Annotated in this window: 19 protein-coding genes; 11 read left to right on the forward strand and 8 right to left on the reverse strand. The window is 74.6% G+C overall.

Annotated features, from left to right (window positions below; translation table 11 throughout):
* A partial coding sequence (locus ACOJTC_RS10195; protein WP_420116670.1) for an enoyl-CoA hydratase-related protein occupies window positions 1-379 on the reverse strand: 379 nt, incomplete at its 3' end.
* A 100-nt stretch (window positions 380-479) separates the two neighbouring features.
* On the opposite strand from ACOJTC_RS10195, the gene ACOJTC_RS10200 reads away from it, so the two are divergent.
* Together ACOJTC_RS10200 and ACOJTC_RS10205 are read left to right on the forward strand one after the other, a co-directional pair.
* Complete coding sequence (locus ACOJTC_RS10200; protein ID WP_420116671.1) at window positions 480-1,028, forward strand: DUF6232 family protein; 549 nt, start codon at window positions 480-482, stop codon at window positions 1,026-1,028.
* A gap of 128 nt (window positions 1,029-1,156) precedes the next feature.
* Window positions 1,157-1,639 (forward strand): DUF6232 family protein, encoded by a 483-nt coding sequence (locus ACOJTC_RS10205; protein ID WP_420116672.1) that lies wholly within the window; start codon window positions 1,157-1,159, stop codon window positions 1,637-1,639.
* 40 nt (window positions 1,640-1,679) lie between these two features.
* Here the strand turns inward: ACOJTC_RS10205 and ACOJTC_RS10210 are convergent, their stop codons facing one another.
* Entirely contained in the window at window positions 1,680-3,224 is a 1,545-nt protein-coding gene (locus ACOJTC_RS10210) for a dienelactone hydrolase family protein (protein WP_420116673.1), read from the reverse strand.
* 210 nt (window positions 3,225-3,434) lie between these two features.
* Between ACOJTC_RS10210 and ACOJTC_RS10215 the strand changes: the two genes are divergently transcribed.
* Complete coding sequence (locus tag ACOJTC_RS10215) at window positions 3,435-4,163, forward strand: hypothetical protein (protein WP_420116674.1); 729 nt, start codon at window positions 3,435-3,437, stop codon at window positions 4,161-4,163.
* Window positions 4,164-4,171: 8 nt separating this feature from the next.
* On the opposite strand, the gene ACOJTC_RS10220 is transcribed toward ACOJTC_RS10215, so the two are convergent.
* Window positions 4,172-5,077 (reverse strand): ribokinase, encoded by a 906-nt coding sequence (locus ACOJTC_RS10220; RefSeq protein ID WP_420116675.1) that lies wholly within the window; start codon window positions 5,075-5,077, stop codon window positions 4,172-4,174.
* A 201-nt stretch (window positions 5,078-5,278) separates the two neighbouring features.
* Window positions 5,279-6,109 carry an ABC transporter ATP-binding protein gene (locus ACOJTC_RS10225; RefSeq protein ID WP_420116676.1) on the reverse strand — a complete coding sequence of 277 codons (831 nt, stop codon included), beginning with the start codon at window positions 6,107-6,109 and terminating at the stop codon, window positions 5,279-5,281.
* A 128-nt stretch (window positions 6,110-6,237) separates the two neighbouring features.
* Here ACOJTC_RS10225 and ACOJTC_RS10230 point away from each other — a divergent pair, with 128 nt between their 5' ends.
* Together ACOJTC_RS10230 and ACOJTC_RS10235 are read left to right on the forward strand one after the other, a co-directional pair.
* Window positions 6,238-7,239, forward strand: coding sequence for an ABC transporter ATP-binding protein (locus ACOJTC_RS10230; RefSeq protein WP_420116677.1), 1,002 nt, complete (start codon window positions 6,238-6,240; stop codon window positions 7,237-7,239).
* On the forward strand, window positions 7,236-8,249 hold the full coding sequence (locus ACOJTC_RS10235) for an ABC transporter permease (RefSeq protein WP_420116678.1): 1,014 nt from the start codon (window positions 7,236-7,238) through the stop codon (window positions 8,247-8,249). Before ACOJTC_RS10230 ends, ACOJTC_RS10235 begins: the two co-directional genes overlap by 4 nt.
* Before the next feature lie 95 nt (window positions 8,250-8,344).
* Here ACOJTC_RS10235 and ACOJTC_RS10240 read toward each other — a convergent pair whose 3' ends face one another.
* The gene (locus ACOJTC_RS10240) at window positions 8,345-9,520 is read right to left on the reverse strand and encodes an ROK family transcriptional regulator (protein WP_088641729.1); all 1,176 of its coding nucleotides are present in this window, start codon (window positions 9,518-9,520) and stop codon (window positions 8,345-8,347) included.
* A gap of 200 nt (window positions 9,521-9,720) precedes the next feature.
* On the opposite strand from ACOJTC_RS10240, the gene ACOJTC_RS10245 reads away from it, so the two are divergent.
* On the forward strand, window positions 9,721-11,181 hold the full coding sequence (locus ACOJTC_RS10245) for a glycoside hydrolase family 3 N-terminal domain-containing protein (protein WP_420116679.1): 1,461 nt from the start codon (window positions 9,721-9,723) through the stop codon (window positions 11,179-11,181).
* 49 nt (window positions 11,182-11,230) lie between these two features.
* Here ACOJTC_RS10245 and ACOJTC_RS10250 read toward each other — a convergent pair whose 3' ends face one another.
* Window positions 11,231-11,572 carry an STAS domain-containing protein gene (locus ACOJTC_RS10250; RefSeq protein WP_204923691.1) on the reverse strand — a complete coding sequence of 114 codons (342 nt, stop codon included), beginning with the start codon at window positions 11,570-11,572 and terminating at the stop codon, window positions 11,231-11,233.
* 351 nt (window positions 11,573-11,923) lie between these two features.
* Entirely contained in the window at window positions 11,924-12,586 is a 663-nt protein-coding gene (locus ACOJTC_RS10255) for a GNAT family N-acetyltransferase (RefSeq protein WP_420116680.1), read from the reverse strand.
* Between the two features lie 196 nt (window positions 12,587-12,782).
* Between ACOJTC_RS10255 and ACOJTC_RS10260 the strand changes: the two genes are divergently transcribed.
* A complete protein-coding gene (locus tag ACOJTC_RS10260) occupies window positions 12,783-12,983 on the forward strand; it encodes a DNA repair protein (RefSeq protein ID WP_204923689.1) in 201 nt (66 codons plus the stop codon).
* 232 nt (window positions 12,984-13,215) lie between these two features.
* Window positions 13,216-13,734 carry a hypothetical protein gene (locus ACOJTC_RS10265; protein ID WP_420116681.1) on the forward strand — a complete coding sequence of 173 codons (519 nt, stop codon included), beginning with the start codon at window positions 13,216-13,218 and terminating at the stop codon, window positions 13,732-13,734.
* A 123-nt stretch (window positions 13,735-13,857) separates the two neighbouring features.
* Here ACOJTC_RS10265 and ACOJTC_RS10270 read toward each other — a convergent pair whose 3' ends face one another.
* The gene (locus ACOJTC_RS10270; RefSeq protein ID WP_377686743.1) at window positions 13,858-14,586 is read right to left on the reverse strand and encodes a Clp protease N-terminal domain-containing protein; all 729 of its coding nucleotides are present in this window, start codon (window positions 14,584-14,586) and stop codon (window positions 13,858-13,860) included.
* Between the two features lie 209 nt (window positions 14,587-14,795).
* Between ACOJTC_RS10270 and ACOJTC_RS10275 the strand changes: the two genes are divergently transcribed.
* From ACOJTC_RS10275 to ACOJTC_RS10285, 3 genes are all read left to right on the forward strand, one after another.
* Window positions 14,796-15,623, forward strand: a complete 828-nt coding sequence (locus ACOJTC_RS10275) for a DUF72 domain-containing protein (RefSeq protein ID WP_420116684.1) — start codon at window positions 14,796-14,798, stop codon at window positions 15,621-15,623.
* A 315-nt stretch (window positions 15,624-15,938) separates the two neighbouring features.
* On the forward strand, window positions 15,939-16,541 hold the full coding sequence (locus tag ACOJTC_RS10280; RefSeq protein ID WP_420116682.1) for a DUF4956 domain-containing protein: 603 nt from the start codon (window positions 15,939-15,941) through the stop codon (window positions 16,539-16,541).
* Window positions 16,538-17,374 (forward strand): polyphosphate polymerase domain-containing protein, encoded by an 837-nt coding sequence (locus ACOJTC_RS10285; protein ID WP_420116683.1) that lies wholly within the window; start codon window positions 16,538-16,540, stop codon window positions 17,372-17,374. Before ACOJTC_RS10280 ends, ACOJTC_RS10285 begins: the two co-directional genes overlap by 4 nt.
* Window positions 17,375-17,382: the final 8 nt, after the last annotated feature.

The raw sequence follows: 17,382 nt of genomic DNA on the forward strand, positions 1-17,382 counted from the left end.
GCGTGGCGTTGTCGGCCGCGATGCGCACGTCGGCGCACAGCGCCAGCTCGCACCCGCCGCCGAGGGCGTAGCCGGTGCCCGCGGCGACCACCGGCTTGGGGATGCGCGCGACGGCGGAGAACGCCGACTGCAGGGCTCCCGAGCGCTTGACCATGTCGCCGTAGGACATGTCGGCCATCTCCTTGATGTCCGCGCCGGCGGCGAAGACCTTCTCCCCGCCGTACACGATGACGGCGCGGACGCCCGGGTCGGCGGTGGCGGCCGTGGCGGCGGCCCGCAGTTCCTCCTGGACCTGCTTGTTGAGCGCGTTCATCGGTGGCCGCTCCAGCCGGATGGTGCCGATGCCGTCCCTGGTGGTAAGCCGCACGAACTCGCTCACGCTGCCCTCACTTCCTCGTCGAAGTCGCGTGCCAACCTTACGACCCGGGTCGTTGGGGTACGTAGTCTGGTGTTCGCCACCCGCGCTCGGGAGTCCAGCGATGATCACGTACTACGACGACCGGTCGGTGCAGGTCACCTCCGCCGCCATCCGGGTCGACGGCCGGGCCTTCCCGCTGGCCGAGATCGGCCTGGTCTGGCACCGCCGGGGCGACCGCTCCTGGCGGGTGCTGGCCGGGCGGGGTGCGATCGGGGCCGCCCTGGCGGGCCCGCTGGTGGCTGCGGTGATCGGCATCGCGGTGGCGGTCTGGCTGCACCGCTCCCCCACCGTCACGCTCGCCATCGTGGGAGCATCGGTGCTGGTCGGGCTGGCCGTCGGGCCGGTCGCCGACTTCCTCTTCGACCGCCTGGACCGCTCCTACGACCGGGGCAGCCGGCAGCGTGAGCTGTGGGTCCGCTGGCAGGGGCGGCCGGTGCTGCTGCTGAGCACCGGCGACGCGCTGCGCTTCGGACAGATCTACCGGGCGGTACAGCGCGCGATGGAGCACTCCGCCGCGCCCCGCCGGCACGGCGGGTCACCGGTGCGGGCGACGGGGCCGACCGCGACCGACCCGGCCGGGCAGGGACCGGCGACGGGCCGCAGGCGGTGACCGCCGGGGGCGGACGCTGAGTCGGGACACAGGACGGACGGCCGCCCCGACCGCCGCTCGGCGCGTCGGGCGCGCGATCCGTCGGCCACACAGCGGCACCGGTCGCCTGCGAACGGTTAGGGTTAGTGATGACCCTCTATGACCGGGACGACACGGTGCAGGTGACCTCCGAGTCGATCCGGGCCGGTGGGCAGGTCGTACGGATCGCCGACGTCGCGTACGTCTGGCACGCACGCGGGGCCACCACCATGGCCGTCCGGTCCCGCATCCTCGGGCGCGGGGTGCTGGTCCTGCTGCTCTCGCTGCCCCCACTGGTCGCGCTGATCTGTGTGGTCTCGCTGGTCTGGTCGGCACAGGACCGGGGCGAGTGGAAACCGGCCCTGATCGTGCTGGCCGTCTGCGGCGTCGGGGTGCTCGCCCTGCTGCCCTTCCTGGAGCTGCCGCTCGGCTGGCTGGACCGGTCCTACGAACGCGGCAACAAGGTCAACGAGCTGTGGGTGCAGCACCTGGGGCAGGAGGTGATGCTGCTGCGTACCCCCGACGCGTTGCGGTTCGGACAGATCTACCGCGCCGTCCAACGCGCCGTCGAACAGCAGGGCGAACCCCGGTGACACCGTCCCGGGCGGTCGGCCCCGCCCGCGCGGCTGCGGGTCAGCTCAGCGGCAGCGCGGTGGCCAGCGGCCAGGCCACCAGGACCGCGCCCACCACCGCCGGTGCCCAGCGGGGCGCACCGGCCCGCCGCAGCACCGCCGCCCAGGCGGCCTGCCACCCGAGCAGCACCACGAACAGCGGCACCACCAGCAGCACGAAACCGGGGGCCAACCCCACCACGGCCGCCCCGCCCAGCGCCGGTACGGCGAGCGCGCCGACCGCCGCGTACCGCCAGCTCCGCCCCTGCGTGAGCAGCTCCGCGCCGGCCAGGAACACCAGACAGCCGACCGTCACCACCGGCAGCAGCCACCATCGGGCACCCACCGGCAGCGCCCAGGTGAGGCCGAGGTGGATCGGCACGGCGACGGCGGCCACGGCGTACCCGGTCAGCAGCAGGGCCGCGACCACCGGCCGCAGCGGCGTACGCCCGCCGGTGGCCGGAACGGGCCCACCTGCCGCAGCCGGCGCGCCGGGGGTGGGACCGGCGGTGAACAGGCGCAGCGGCCAGTACCGGGCGGCGGCCAGCAGGACGCCGGTGACCAGCAGGAAGCCGGTGAGGTAGCCGCCGACCGCGAGCGGCAGCCGGGTGGTCGGCAGCACCGGGGCGAGCAGCACCCCCACCCCGGTGACGGCAGTCGCCACCGCCAGCACGGCGGGTGCCGGCGCGACGGGTACGGGTGCGACGGGCCGCCCGCGACGGCCGGTCAGCAGGGCCGCCAGCGGCACGAAGCCGAGACCGAGACCGAGCAGCAGCAGACCCGCCGGGACCAGGCGGGCGGCCGGGCGCGGTGCCGCACCACCGGCGCCGCCGACCCAGGCGGCGACCTCGCGGTGGGTACGGCCGGCGAAGAGCACCGAGATGTGCTCGACGCCGGGAACGACCACCACCCGTCGCCCGGAGCCCCGCCGTGCGGTCGCCTCGGCGGTGGCCCGGAAGGCGGGGAACTCCAGGCCGCCGACGATCAGCAGCAGCCGCCGCGGCCGGGTGTCGGGCAGGTCACCGCCGTCGGGCAGCGAGATCGCGACGGTGCCGGCGACGTCGGGGTGGCCGGCGGCGTACCGGGTCACCGCCCCCGCACCCATCGAGTGTCCGACCAGGACGATCCGCGTCGGGTCGACGTCGGGCCGGCCCCGCAGGTAGGCGACGGCGACTGCCAGGTCGTGTTCCAGGGTGCCGCGGGACGCGGTGTCGTCGCGGCCCGCCCCGGGCAGGCCGGCCGGGTTGCCGCCGTGCCCGGCGAAGTCGAGCAGCAACGCGACCGCGCCCCGCCGGGCGACCGTGTCGGCGAGCGGACGCATCAACCGGGCCGAGCCGGCGAAGCCGTGCGCGATCACCACACCCGGCCGGCGCACCGTGCCCGCCCCGTCGTCGTCGGCCCGTACCACGGTCAGCGGTACGCCGTCGGCGGTGACCTGCCGGGTGGCCAGGCCGGCGTCCGCCCGCAGCAGCCCGTAGCCGCCGAGCACCAGGGCGAGCACGGCGAGGACCGTCAGCGCCGCGCGGCCCCGACCGGCCGGCGTCACGCCGGGGGGACGGAGCGACATGCGGGCACCCTACCGTCCGTCCAGCCACCCCCGTCCGCCCCGATTCCCGCACTCCCCGGGGCACCGTCCCCGCGCTCCTTCCGGGCGTACGGCCGGGTCCGTTCTCCCGTGCCGGCCCGGCCCGCGACCGCCGCGCCCGGGTCGGGTCCGGCCCACGCCCGGGACCGTCCCGGCGGGCGGCGCTGGCCGTCCCGACGCACACTGGGTGACATGGCCATCCCCCTGCCCCGACCGGGCGACGTCGTCGGTCTCACCCGCTCCGCCCTCGACCAGGCGTTCGGTTCGGCCGCCTCGTTCGCCGCCGTGCCGGCCCGCGCCTTCGCCGTGCTCGACGGGGTGGAGGCACTGCTGACCCGGATCAACGGGGTGGTGGACCGGATCGAGGGCACCCTGGACCGCACGGACCGGGTGCTCACCGACGCCGAGGTGGCGGTGCGCGAGGTGGCGGTGATCAGCGCGGCGGCGACCACGGCCGTCACCCGGGCCACCGAGGTCGCCGACGCGGCGGCCGGGGTGGTGGCCGGGGCCGGTCAGGTGTCCCGGGCTGTCGGCGAGGTGGTCGCCGAGGCCGGGGCGGTGGCCGACCGGGCCGCCGGCACGGTGGCGACCGCCGAGGGCGCGGCCACCGTCGCAGCCGAGCTGATGACCGCGTACGAGCCGGCGTTGCGGCGGGGCGCGCCGATGGCGAACCGGTTCGTGGCCGAGCTGAGCCACGAGGAGCTGGCCGCGGCGATCCGGCTCGTCGACGAGCTGCCGAAGCTCAAGGAGCACCTGACCTCGGACGTGCTGCCGATCCTGGCCACCCTCGACCGGGTCGGCCCGGACCTGCACGACCTGCTCGACGTGACCCGTGACCTCAAGCTCGCCGTCGCCGGCATTCCCGGCCTGGGCATGCTGCGTCGCCGGGGTGAACGGCTCAGCGACGACCCGGCCGGCTGAGCTGCCGGTCAGGTGCCGGCGGTCGGGGTGTAGAGGGCGTCGATCTCGGCACGCTCGGGCAGCGCCACCGACGCGCCGAGCCGCCGGACGCACGCCGCGCCGGCCGCCGCCGCCCAGCGCACCGCGTCGACCACCGGCCGCCCCTCACCCCAGGCCACGGCCAGGGCGCCGGTGAACGCGTCCCCGGCGGCGGTCGTGTCGACCACGTCCACGACGACGGCGGGCACGTGCACGGCGGGGGCGTCCCGCTCGACGTACCAGGCGCCCCCGCCGCCGAGGGTGAGCACCGCCCGGGGCACCAGCGCCAGCAGCGCCCCCGGGTCGTCCCGCCCCCGGCCGGTGAGCAGGTGCGCCTCGGTCTCGTTGACCACCAGCAGGTCCACCGCCGCCAGCAGCTCGGCGGGCACCTGCCGGGCCGGCGCGGCGTTGAGGATCACCCGGGTGCCGGCGGCACGGGCGGCCACCGCCGCCTCGGTCACCGTCTCGACCGGGATCTCCAGCTGGGCGACCAGCACGTCCGCCCCGCGTACGGCGGACAGCTCGGCTTCGGTGAGGGCGGTGAAGGCGGCGTTCGCGCCAGGGGTGACCAGGATGGCGTTCTCCCCGGCGGCGTTGACCATCACCAGGGCAACCCCGGAGGCCCCGTAGACCACCCGCAGGTGGGTGGCGTCCACCTGGGCGGCGGTGATCCTGGCCCGCAGGGTGACGCCGAACGCGTCGGAGCCGAGCGCGCCGAGGAAGGTGCAGGCGGCACCGGCGCGGGCGGCGGCGATGGCCTGGTTGGCGCCCTTGCCGCCGGGCACCATCACGAAGTGGCTGCCGAGCACGGTCTCCCCCGGCCGGGGCAGCGTCGGGCCGGCTCCGACCACGTCCATGTTGGCGCTGCCCACCACGACGATCCGGCTCTGCCGCACCCCACCTCCCACCGACACCACAACCCCCCACCCCGCCAGTCACAACCACGACGAGTCTAAATCCCCACCCCACCCACCCTGCCCCGCCCTTCCCACCCGTCCATCCCGTCGATCATGGACTTACGGTGGCCGCAAAAGGGACACGGGAGGGTCTTTCCCCCAGCACAACTCCAAGATCGACGCTGGGGTGGGGGTGGGGGGTTAGGCGGCGCGGGCGGTCCAGCGGTCGGCGTGGCGTTCGACCAGCAGGGGTAGGCCGAAGGTCTTGCTGAGGTTGTCGGCGGTCAGGGTGTCGGCGAGCAGCCCCTGGGCGACCACCGCGCCGTCGCGCAGCAGCAGCGCGTGGGTGAACCCGGGCGGGATCTCCTCGACGTGGTGGGTGACCAGCACCAGGGCCGGGGCGTCCGGGTCGTGGGCCAGCTCGGCGAGCCGGCCGACGAGGTCCTCGCGCCCACCCAGGTCGAGCCCGGCCGCCGGCTCGTCGAGCAGCAGCAGCTCCGGGTCGGTCATCAGGGCGCGGGCGACCTGCACCCGCTTGCGTTCGCCCTCGGAGAGGGTGCCGTACGTGCGGTCCGCCAGGTGGGCGACGCCGAGCTGCCCGAGCAGGGCGCGGGCGCGGGCCTCGTCGGCCTGGTCGTAGCTCTCCCGCCAGCGGCCGACCACCGACCAGGCAGCGGTGAGCACGACGTCACCGACCCGTTCCTCGGCGGGGATGCGCTCAGCCACGGCGGCGGTGGTGAGGCCGATCCGGGTCCGCAGCTCGGTGAGGTCGGTGCGGCCGATCCGTTCGCCGAGCACGTGCACGACGCCGGTGCTCGGGTGCAGTTGACCGCAGGCGAGGTTGAGCAGGGTGGTCTTGCCGGCGCCGTTGGGGCCGAGCACCACCCAGCGTTCGTCCAGCTCGACCCGCCAGTCGACGTCGTGCAGCAGGGCGGTGCCGGATCGCCGGACGGCGACGCCGTCCAGGCTGACCACCAGATCCGCGTCCACGGTCGAGGGGGCGGCTGCGGCGGGGAACGGGTCACCAGTCACCGCCCCATCCAACCACGCAGCCCGAGGCCGCCCCCACGGGCGGGTGGCCCGGCCTTAGGGTGCACCGTGTCGTTGGTCACCATCCCGGGAGGACGGCCCATGCCCGTACGAGACGAGGGGCGGTGCGGATGAGCGCGGTCATCGAGATCGCCGGTCTGCGCAAGACGTTCCGCACCATGCGGCGGGGCAGGCGGGTGGCGGTGGACGGCTTCGACATGGTCGTCGAGGCGGGCCAGGTGCACGGCTTCCTCGGCCCCAACGGCTCCGGTAAGACCACCACGCTGCGCGCCCTGCTGGGGCTGGTCAACGCCGACGCCGGGGAGTTGCGGGTGCTGGGTGCGCCGACCCCGGAGCAGTTGGGTCGGGTCACCGGGCGGGTGGGCGCGATCGTGGAGAGTCCGCAGTTCTTCGGCAACTTCACCGGGCACCGGACGCTGCGGTTGCTGGCGGTGGCCGGCGGCGTGCCGACGTCCCGGGTGGACGAGGTGCTCGACCAGGTCGGCCTGCGGGAGCGGGGCGAGGACCGGGTGAGGAGCTACTCGCTGGGCATGAAGCAGCGTCTCGCCGTCGCGTCGGCGCTGTTGAAGAGCCCGGAGCTGCTGATCCTGGACGAGCCGGCGAACGGGCTGGACCCGGCCGGTATCCGGGAGATGCGGGACCTGATGCGTACGCTCGCCGGGTCCGGGGTGACCGTGCTGGTGTCGAGCCACATCCTGGCCGAGATCCAGCTGATCTGCGACCACGTCACGATCATCGCGCGGGGCCGTCGGGTGGCGGCCGGCCGGGTGGACGACGTGCTGGCCGGGCACGACCCGCACGAGTGGCGGGTCCGGGTGGCCGAGTCGGAGCGGGGCGCGCAGCTGCTGCGGGAGGCCGGGCTGACGGTCGCCGTCGACCCCGACGACGTGCTGGTGGTCGGGGGCGCACCGGAGCCGGAGCTGATCAGCAGCACCCTCGGTGGGCAGGGCCTGTGGGTCCGCGAGCTGACCCCGGTCCGGCCGGACCTGGAGAGCGTCTTCCTCGACCTCACCGCCGGGACGACCCCGCCGGGGCAGCCGGACGGCGTCGACGCGGGTGACGCCCCGCTGATCGAACTGGACCGGACCGACGGTCGGAGGGTGGACGCGTGAACCTGGTCCGTGCCGAGGTGGAGCGGTTGACCGCCCGCCGCTTCGTCCAACTGATGGTGCTGCTGCTCGCGGTGGCGTTCGCGGTGACCACCACGACCACCCTGATCGGGTCGCACCGGCCGACGGCGCAGGAGATGTCCGCAGCCCAGGAGCAGGCCGCGCAGGCGGTGGCGGTGCTGGAGGCGGAGCACACCCGCTGCCTGCGGGTCCGGGCCGGCGAGATCCCGATCACCGAGGACGCCGGGTACGTACCGGCCGACTGCGCCGAGGTGGATCCGGCGCGGATGGAGCGGCTGCCGCTGGCCACCGACTACCTCACGTCGGTCTTCATCTTCTCCCAGGAGGCGCGCGGGCTGCTCTACTTCCTGATCGCGTTCCTGGTGCTGTTCGGCTTCCTGGTGGGCGCGTCGTACATCGGTGCCGACCTGAACTCCGGCGGGGTGGTCAACCTGCTGTTGTGGCGGCCGGGCCGGGTGACCGTGCTCGGTACGAAGCTGGGCACCCTGGTCGGGCTGGTGGCCGCGCTGGCGGTGCTGGCGTCGGCGCTCTACCTGGGCACGTTCTGGGTGATCGGGCAGACGGCGGGTGTGCCCGGCCCGCTGGACGGGCAGTTCTGGGGCGGGCTCGGGGCGATCTACGGGCGGGGTCTGGTGCTGGTGCTGCTGTCGACCGTGCTCGGCTTCGGGATCGCCACGCTGGGCCGGCACACCTCGGCGGCGCTCGGCGCGGTCGCCGCGTACGCGGTGGTGTGGGAGATGGGCGCGCGGCTGGTGTTGCAGATCCTCGACGTGGCCCGGGCGGACCTGCTGATGCTCTCCAACTATCTGGGTGCCTGGCTGTCCGGCCGGTTGGAGTTCTGGGACGACCGGGGTTGCCCGCCGGGCAGCGGCGTCTGCGACGGCGGCATCTACGCGATCACCTGGGGGCCGGCGCTGCTGGTGCTGTTGGCGCTGACCGGTGCGGTCACCGGGTCCGCGTTCGTCGCGTTCCGCCGCCGCGACCTGGTCTAGGGCTATCCCACCCGCGCCGGCCACGGAAACATCTGGCCGTGGCCGGCGCAGTGGTGAAGTATTCCTTCATGACGACGGGCGGGCGGGGTGGTCGGTCAGCCGACGGTCGACCCGAACACCTCGTCCCGCACGGCGTCCAGCGCGGTCCGCAGCGCCCCCCGCAGGATCGGCTCCTCGGTCAGCCCGGTGGGCACCACCCGGGGCCGGACCAGGGTGATCGCGGCCACCTCGTGCTGCACCCGTTCGGCCAGCGCCGCCCCGCCGGCCTGCCCCACCTCACCGGCGAGCACCACCAGCGGCGGGTCGAGCACCACGCAGGTGCTGGCCACCCCGAGGGCGAGCCGTCGGGCCAGCTCGTCGAGCAGCGGGCCACCGGCGGTGCCGGCGGCGATGGCGGCCCGCACCGCGCCGGCCGCGTCCGGTGCGTCGATGCCGTGTTCCCGGGCCACCGCCTGGACCGCGTCCGCGCCGGCGAGCTGCTGGAACGCGGGCTTCGCCCGGCGCGAGACGTCCCGGGGGATCGGCACCCCCGGCACCGGCAGGTAGCCGATCTCGCCGGCCGCGCCGCTGCTGCCGTGGTGCAGCCGGCCACCCAGCATGATCGCCAGACCCACCCCGGCACCCACCCAGACCAGGACGAAATCCGCCAGCCCCTGCGCGGCCCCGGACTGCGCCTCGGCGACGGCGGCCAGGTTGACGTCGTTCTCGAAGACGACCGGGGTGTGCAGGTCCTCGCGCAGCGCGGCGAGCAGGCCCCGGTGCCAGCGGGGCAGGTTGAACGCGAAGGTGATGTCGCCGGTGGCCGGGTCGACCAGACCAGGGGTGCCGAGCACCACCCGCCGTACGCTGTCCAGCTCCGCGCCGGCCCGGCTGGCCGCCTGCACCACCGCCGTGTGCACCACGCCGACCGGGTCGTCGGTGTCCCGGGTGGACTGCTCGACCTGACTGACGACCGCGCCCGTGATGTCCGCGCAGGCGGCCACCACCCGTTCCGCGCCGACGTCCACCCCGACCACGTACGCGCTGCCCGGCCGTACGGCGTAGAGCTGCGCGTTCGGACCCCGCCCACCGGCCTGTTCACCGACCCGGGCGACCAGCCCGCGCTCCTCCAGCCGCTCGACCAGCTGCGAGGCGGTGACCTTGGACAGGCCGGTCAGCTCGCCGAGCCGGGCGCGGGTGAGCGGGCCGCGTTCGAGCAGGAGCTCCAGCGCCGCACGGTCGTTGAGCGCCCGCAACAGTCGGGGGGTTCCGGGCAGCCGGGTCGCACTCATGCCATGTCCTCTGGTTTTCGTAAACTCTGCTTACCGAATCGCGTTGATCAGGGATGTCCGTAGCGTATCGGCCGCCCCGTGGCGGGGAACTCGGACGACCCGGCCGCCCGTGCCGACACACGTGCCGTCCACCGGCACACGGTGACCGCCGGCCGGTCCGCCGTCGGTGCGGGTTCCGGGCGGCGGGAGAGGGGGTTCAGGTGGGGATCGATCCAGGACTGCGCCGGCTGGCGCTGGGCACGCTGCTGGCCGCGTACCCGGGGCCGGTGCCGCCGGACTGGGCGGTCGCGCTGGTCGCCGAGGGGCTGGCCGGGCACACCCTGTTCGGCGGCAACGTGCACGACCCGGGCCAGCTCGCGGCGGGCACCGCCGCGCTGCGCGCCGCCCGGCCCGACGTGCTGCTCGCCATCGACGAGGAGGGTGGCGACGTGACCCGGCTGGCGCACGCCACCGGCAGCCCGTACCCGGGCAACGCGGCGCTCGGCGCGGTCGACGACACCGCGCTCACCCGGGAGGTCTATGCGGCGATCGGCGGTGAACTGGCCGCCGTCGGCGTCACCGTCGACCTGGCCCCGACGGTCGACGTGAACACCGCCGACGAGAACCCGGTGATCGGCACCCGCGCGTTCGGGGCCGACCCGGGCCGGGTGGCCGCCCACACGGCCGCCGCCGTGGCGGGGCTCCAGTCGGTGGGGGTGGCGGCCTGCGCCAAGCACTTCCCCGGCCACGGCGCGACCGTCGCCGACTCACACCACGAGCTGCCCACCGTGGACGCCGACGCGGCGCTGCTGCGGGCCCGCGACCTGCCGCCCTTCGCGGCGGCGGTCGACGCGGGCGTGCAGGCGGTCATGACGGCGCACATCCGGGTGCCGGCACTGACCGGGGACGGGCCGGCCACCTTCAGCCGGGCCGTCCTGGTCGACCTGCTGCGCGGCGAGTACGGCTTCACCGGCGCGGTGGTCACCGACGCGTTGGAGATGAAGGGCGCGACCGTCGCCGCCGGTGGGGTCGGGCCGGCCGCCGTGCGGGCCCTGGCCGCCGGGGCGGACCTGCTCTGCCTGGGCGCGAAGGTCGACGCCGCGCTGGTCGAGCGGGTGGTGGCCGAGATCGTCGGGGCGCTCGGGGCCGGCCGGCTGGACCGGGCCCGGGTGGAGCAGGCAGCCGGTCGCGCCGCCGCGCTCGCCGCCTGGACCGGTGCCGCCCGCCCGCCCGGTCCCACCGGCCCCGTCGAGGTCGGCCTCGGGTACCGGGCCGCCCGCCGGGCGGTGCGGGTGGAGGGCGACCCAACCGGGCCGGCACGCCCGCTCGTGGTGCAGGTGTACGCCGCCGCCACCGTCGCCGAGGGCCGGGTGCCGTGGGGGCTGGGCCCGCACCTGGCCGACGTCGAACAGCTCCGGGTGGTCGCCACCGAGGTCGACCCGGCGACGGTACGCCGGCTCGCCGGGGACCGGCCGGTCGTGCTGGTCGGACGGCACCTGCACCGGCTGCCCGGCGGTCCCGCGCTGGTCGAGGCGCTGGCCGCGACGCATCAGGTGACGGTGGTGGAGATGGGCTGGCCGGGGCGGTGGCGGCCGGCCGGGGTACGGGCCTTCGTCACCACCTTCGGCGCGAGCCACGCCAACGGTCGCGCCGCGGCGGAGGTGCTCGGCCTGACCTGCTGAGTGGCCGTCCCCGACGGGCGGGGCACCTGCGCGGGACGGGACGGGCCGGTCAGCGACGCCAGGGTGCCGGGTCGCCGTGGTCGTCGGGAAGGCCGAGCAGCCGGCCGACCGCGGTGATCCGCAGGACCCGGGACACCACCGGTTGCGGGTCGACCAGCCGCAGGGTGGCCCCCCGGCCGACCGCCTCGGCCGCCCCGCGCAGCAACGCGGCCACCCCCGTCGAGTCGAGGAAGGTGACGGCCGTCAGGTCGACGACGATCTCCGACAGACCGGGGTGGCACAGCGCCTCGTCGAGGTCGCGTTGCAGCCCGGGGACGGTGGCGATGTCCAGGTCACCCACCGGTGCCAGGACCACCCGCCCGTGCCCCTCGCACGGCGTCGGCAGCTGCATGTCCGTCCACTCCTGGCCATCCGGCCGTCCCCGACCGCGCGCCGGTTCTCGCCGCGACGCCCGACCCTACCGGGGCCTCCTGACACCACCCTGCCGGGCAGCCGCCGGAGCAAACGACGAGCACGTTGCGTCACCGGGCTTCAACGGCGAATGCTTCCTTAACCCCAGCTCAAGTCCATTACTGGACAGAGAGAACCCGCCGATCACCCTTGCCGAGCGGGCATCCGAGTACGTAGCGTGACCGACACCGAGGTCGACCGGTGGACACCGGTCACGGCGGGGCCTGGGGCAGGCAGCGGACCGTGGATCCGGCCCGGGATCCACGGTCCGCGCCGCAGCCGGGCCGCGCCCTCACGGCGGGTAGACGCCGTAGGTCGACCAGCCCCGGTCGGCGAACCCGGCGGCCTCGGCGACCCGGGCGGAACCGGTGTTCGCCGGATCGTGCCGGTAGGTGGGGACGGCGCCCTCGTCGAGCACCCGACGGGCGGCCTGCGCGACGAGCCGTCGGGCCAGCCCCCGGCCGCGCGCCGCGGGCACCGTGCCGACGGCCAGCTCGTGCCCGTACGCGTCGTGCCGTTTGATGCCGACACCGGCCAGGTAGCCGCCGTCGGCGTCCCGCACGACGAGCACCTCGCGGTCGAACAGGTGCAGCCAGGGTGGCAGGGCGGGGTCGGTGGGGGCGGTCCAGGTGCCGACGTCGGGCAGCGCGGCCGGCGCGAGGCACCACCGGAACACGTCGTCGTTGACCACCCACCCGGGTTGCCCGACCAGCGCCGGCAGCGCCCCGTACAGGGCGGACCGGGGCCCGGCGGCCAGTTCCCGGACGGCCGCGACCAGCCCGGACGGCACGGAGAGCACGGTGCTGCCGGGGGCCCGGACCGCGACGGCCGGGCGGACCCGGCCGTCCCAGGCCGGACGTGTCCGCCGCCACGAGCCGACCACGTGCAGGCCCGGCGGTGCCGGCCACTGCCCGAGCCAGGTCGCCAGGTGCAGGTACAGCCGCCGGTCCAGCACCGCCCGCCCCTCTCACCCGGTGGATCGCTTCATGATCCACGGTACGCCGGGCCGCCACGGCCGACGCCCGGTTGCCGGGAGCGCGTCGTGGGTAGAGGGAACCGGACCGTGAGCTGCCTCACCGGAACCCGGTCCATCGACCGTGCGTCATATCTATTTCCATACATGGACACCTTTCTTTGGGACGGTAATGGCCATGCCTATGCAGCCGAACGAGCGGTACCAGCAGGACAGCGCACGAGTGTGGAACACGGCGGGGGGTGCCGGGCGGTTCCCGGCCCAGCCGCGCTACCGGGAGGCCCGGTGCGGTCGCGGCGTCAACGCCCGACTGTCCTGGGGCGAGCTGAACACCCTCCCCGCCGGCATCTCCTCCCGACGCGGCCTCACCGCCCGCTGACCCGGCACGGCGCGCCCGCGACGACGGCCCCGGTCCGTCCCCCGTGGCCCCCGGCGGACGCGCCCCGCAGCGGCGACGGACGACCGCACCGACCCGTCGGTGCCACCGCGCCGCCCCCGGCGGCTTCGGCACGCGCAGGCCGTCCCACCGGGGTGTCCGGCCGGGGCGTTCGCACACCTGTCGGGTAGCGTCTTGTGGTCGATTCCGGCCAGCGACAGGAGAACCGCAGCGCATGGGCAAGAAGACGATCCACGTCTCCGACTTCAGCGGCACGGTGCTGCGTCCCGACGACGAGGTGGTCCGGGTCGTCGTGCTGGAGCATCCCGACCTGGTGGCCGGGCCCGTGCAGTTGGACGCCACCGTGACCGAGGTGGAGGGCATCGACGACGCCTCGCTCGACGTGGCGGTGGTCGAGATCCACGACCGGCACGCCGGCGGGGAACCGCGTCGGGTGGTGCTGACCGCAAGCGAGTTCGACGCGATGGCGACCGACACCCCGATGGCCCAGTTGCTGCGTACCGCCGAGCGGGTCCGTCCGCCGAAGGCCCGCAAGAGCGCCGAGAAGATCGACTACGGCACCCTCGACCACGCCGGGAAGCCGCACCGGGGGCGGGTCACCGAGGAGGAGGCCCGACTGGTGCGTGAGCACCTGGACGAGGTCAACAAGCGCCTCGCCGACGCCGGCATCCGGCAGATCGACCCGGCCGACCCGGAGCACGCGCTGCGGTACGGCTTCCCCACCGGGGACTGACCGGCCGGCCGGGCGCGCCCCCGGTGCCGCGCCCGACCCCGGCCCGCCGCGCCGGACGGCCGGCGGATCCCGCCGGGCGCGGCCCGGTGGCCGCGTCGGTCGGTCCGGTGAGCGACGCGGCTTCTACTCGCCCCCGGCGAAGCCGGCGAGGGCGGCGGCCACGTTGGCCTCGGCCCGGTCCTTGGTCAGACCGAGGCCGGACAGCACGCCCGTGCCGTCCTCCAGTTCCAGCAGGGCCAGCAGGATGTGCTCGGTGCCGACGTAGTTGTGCCCGAGCCGCAGCGCCTCCCGGAAGGTGAGTTCGAGGGCCTTCTTGCCCTGTGCGTCGTACGGGATCAGGTCGGGGACCTGGTCGGACGCGGCGGGCAGGGTCGCGGTGACCGCCTCCCGGACGGCGTCCGGGCCCAGTCCCTCGGCGACCATGGCCTTGGCGGCGAGGCCGTCGGGTTCGGCGAGCAGGCCGAGCACCAGGTGTTCCGGGCGGATCTCCGCGTTGCCGGCGCTGCGGGCCTCCTCCTGCGAGGCGATCACCACGTTGCGGGCGCGTGGGGTGAACCGGCTGAAGCCGGCGTTGGGGTCAAGCGTCGCGGCCGCGTCGGCCTTCGCGGCGGAGCGCTTCTGGGCGGCCTGCTTGCTCACCCCCATGCTCGTGCCGATCTCGGTCCAGGAGGCTCCGGAGCGGCGGGCCTGGTCGACGAAGTGGCCGATCAGGTGGTCGGCGAGGTCGCCGAGGTGGTCGGCGACGAGCACCGCGTCACTGAGTTGGTCGAGCGCGTCCGGCCGGGCCTTCTTGATGGCCTGGATCAAGTCGTCGAGGCGGACAGGATGCGGGAGCTGGGCGGATTCCGTCATGCGTCAACCATAGGTTGACGCAACCCCGATCGTCAACCGGAAGTTGACGATCGGGGTTGCCGGGTGCGCATCGGCACTCCGGTCATCCGTCGATCCCCGCCGCACCCGACCCGGGTGGGCCGCCGGCGCTCCGATAGCGTGCGGCGACGAACCGGGTCGGGTGACGTTACGGGAGGATCGGGATCATGCGGTTGCACGTCGGCTGCGCGATGTGGACCCACCGGTCCTGGCAGGGGCGGCTGATCGCCCACCCGCTGCCGGCGCACGAGCGACTGCGGCACTACGCCGGCTGGTGCGACGCGGTCGAGGGGAACACCACGTTCTACGCCACCCCGACCCGGGAGACCGTGGAGTCCTGGGCCCGGCAGACCGGCCCCGACTTCCGGTTCGTCCTCAAACTGCCGAAGGTGGTGACCCACGAACGGCGGCTCGTCGACGCCGACGCGCCGCTACGCGACTACTTCGACGCGATCGCCCCGCTCGGCGACCGGGCGCACGCCCTGTGGATCCAACTGCCGGGGTCGTTCACCCCGACGGACGTCCCCGCGCTCGCCGACCTGCTGCGTCGGCTGCCCGCCACCCACCGGTACGCCGTGGAGGTCCGGCACCCCGCGTTCTTCCTGGAGCCCGGCGCGACCCGCCTGCTGGAGGGGGCGCTCGCCGAGGCGTCCGCCGAGTGGGTCCCCTTCGACACCACCGCGTTCTTCCGCACCCCGCCGACCAGCGACGCGGAGCGGGAGGCGTGGACGAAGAAGCCCCGCCTGCCGTTGCGGACGGCGGCGCTGACCGACCGGCCGATCGTCCGCTACCTCGGCCGGGACGCCGAGTCGGAGACGGTCGAGGGCTGGCAGCGCTGGGTCGAGATCACCGTCGACTGGTTGCGGGAGGGCCGTTCGCCCACCGTGTTCGTGCACACCCCGGACAACGCCGACGCGCCCCTGCTGGCCCGCCGGTTCCACGACGAGGTACGGGCCCGGGTGCCCGCCCTGGCCCCGCTGCCCGAGCCGATCCCGACCGGGCCGCTCACCCTGTTCTGACTCCGCGCTCTCCGCCGGCTGGGGTCCGGGGCGACGCGCGCCGTCGATACCGAAAGTTTCGAGCATCCGATCCGGGTATCCCGTCGAGCGCACTTCCCACCGAACACCCCCATGCGGCGTCCCACCAGCGTCTCACCACGTCACCCGCACAGGACATTTGATTGACGTTTCTCAATGTTATGCCTACAGTTCCGAAAGAGTAACCGAAAGTTTACCGAAAAGATGATCGGCTCCGGCTGACCGCCGTGGCTTCTCCCCGAGCTGACGCAGGCGGTGCCGGACCGGCACGCCGACGAGCCAGGAGGAACCAGAGACATGACGCAGGTCGTCCTGTTCGCGATCGACATCTGCGCGGTGGCGCTGCTCGTGTTCGGGCTCTACTTCCCCCGACATCGACGCCGCGACCTCGTCGTCGCCTACCTGGGGGTCAACATCGGCGTCCTCGCGGTGGCCAGCGCCCTGAGCGCCAGCAACGTCGGTGCCGGGGTCGGGCTGGGGATGGCCCTGTTCGGCGTGCTGTCCATCATCCGGCTCCGCTCGACCGAACTCGACCAGCACGAGGTGGCGTACTACTTCTCGGCGCTCGCCCTGGGCCTGCTCGGCGCGCTGGGCACCCGCTCGGTCTGGCTCAACGGCGGGCTGATGGCGCTCATCGTCGCGGTGATGTTCCTCGGCGACCACCGCCGCGTGTTCCGGCACTACCGGCACCAGGTCATGGTGCTCGACTCGGCCCTCACCGACCACGTCGCCCTCGTCGCCCACCTGGAACAGCTGCTCAACGCCCGGGTGCACGTCGCCACCGCCCAGCGGGTCGACCTGGTCAACGAGACCACCGTGGTCGACGTGCGCTACTCGGTGGCCCGTCGTACCCCGGCGTCCACCCCCGGTTCACCGGCGCCGGCGGGAGCACGTCGATGACCGCGCCGCCGTTCACGTCGGTGCTGGCCGACCTGCCCTGCGTCGAACTCGCCGAGCTGATCGACCGGGCCGCGCTGCAGAGCCGGGTGGACCGCAAGTACGTCGTTCCGCTGGACGAGTTGCCGGGCCTGCTCGACCGGATCGCCCCGTACGCCCGGGTGCTGGACATCGGCGGCACCCGCACCGTCCGCTACGAGTCGGTGTCCTTCGACACCCCGTGCCTGGCCAGCGACCACGGCGCGGCGTACCGGCGGCGGCGGCGCTTCAAGGTGCGCACCCGCACCTATCTCGACTCGGCGGAGTGCTGGCTGGAAGTCAAGATCAGCGGAGCCCGGGGGCTGGTCACCAAACACCGGCTGCCCTACCGGACGGAAGACCGTCGTACCGTCCGGTCGGGGCGGGACTTCGTCGACGAGGCACTCGACCGCGAGTCGATCCGGTCCGCCCCCGCCGGTGGTCATCTCGAACCGGTGCTGGTGACCGGCTACCGGCGCACCACGCTGCTGCTGCCGGCGACCGCGAGCCGGGTCACCATCGACACCGACCTGCACTGGCAGGACGACCGCCGGACCCTGGGTCTGCCCGGGGTCGCCGTGGTCGAGACCAAGACCCGGTCGGCGGCCGGCCCGGTCGACCGGCTGCTGTGGCAGCGCGGCACCCGACCCGCCCGCATCTCGAAGTACGCCACCGGCCTGGCCGCCCTGCGACCGGACCTGCCGGACGTGCCGTGGCGGCGGACGCTGCGCCGCCACTTCCGCGACGCCACCGGGTCGGCCGCGCCGGCACCGGCATCCACCACCACCCGAGTCACCCAGGAGACATCGTGCGTCTGACCGTTCGC

It is taken from the genome of Micromonospora sp. (genome assembly GCF_048594385.1).
Classification (GTDB): domain Bacteria; phylum Actinomycetota; class Actinomycetes; order Mycobacteriales; family Micromonosporaceae; genus Micromonospora; species Micromonospora wenchangensis.

Coding starts and splice junctions, on each gene's coding strand:
- ACOJTC_RS10205 (WP_420116672.1), top strand. CDS start 1,157: ATGACCCTCTATGACCGGGACGACACGGTGCAGGTGACCTCCGAGTCG.
- ACOJTC_RS10215 (WP_420116674.1), top strand. CDS start 3,435: ATGGCCATCCCCCTGCCCCGACCGGGCGACGTCGTCGGTCTCACCCGC.
- ACOJTC_RS10285 (WP_420116683.1), top strand. CDS start 16,538: ATGACCGCGCCGCCGTTCACGTCGGTGCTGGCCGACCTGCCCTGCGTC.
- ACOJTC_RS10230 (WP_420116677.1), top strand. CDS start 6,238: ATGAGCGCGGTCATCGAGATCGCCGGTCTGCGCAAGACGTTCCGCACC.
- ACOJTC_RS10240 (WP_088641729.1), bottom strand. CDS start 9,520: ATGAGTGCGACCCGGCTGCCCGGAACCCCCCGACTGTTGCGGGCGCTC.
- ACOJTC_RS10210 (WP_420116673.1), bottom strand. CDS start 3,224: ATGTCGCTCCGTCCCCCCGGCGTGACGCCGGCCGGTCGGGGCCGCGCG.
- ACOJTC_RS10200 (WP_420116671.1), top strand. CDS start 480: ATGATCACGTACTACGACGACCGGTCGGTGCAGGTCACCTCCGCCGCC.
- ACOJTC_RS10250 (WP_204923691.1), bottom strand. CDS start 11,572: ATGCAGCTGCCGACGCCGTGCGAGGGGCACGGGCGGGTGGTCCTGGCA.
- ACOJTC_RS10260 (WP_204923689.1), top strand. CDS start 12,783: ATGCCTATGCAGCCGAACGAGCGGTACCAGCAGGACAGCGCACGAGTG.
- ACOJTC_RS10265 (WP_420116681.1), top strand. CDS start 13,216: ATGGGCAAGAAGACGATCCACGTCTCCGACTTCAGCGGCACGGTGCTG.
- ACOJTC_RS10270 (WP_377686743.1), bottom strand. CDS start 14,586: ATGACGGAATCCGCCCAGCTCCCGCATCCTGTCCGCCTCGACGACTTG.
- ACOJTC_RS10275 (WP_420116684.1), top strand. CDS start 14,796: ATGTGGACCCACCGGTCCTGGCAGGGGCGGCTGATCGCCCACCCGCTG.
- ACOJTC_RS10280 (WP_420116682.1), top strand. CDS start 15,939: ATGACGCAGGTCGTCCTGTTCGCGATCGACATCTGCGCGGTGGCGCTG.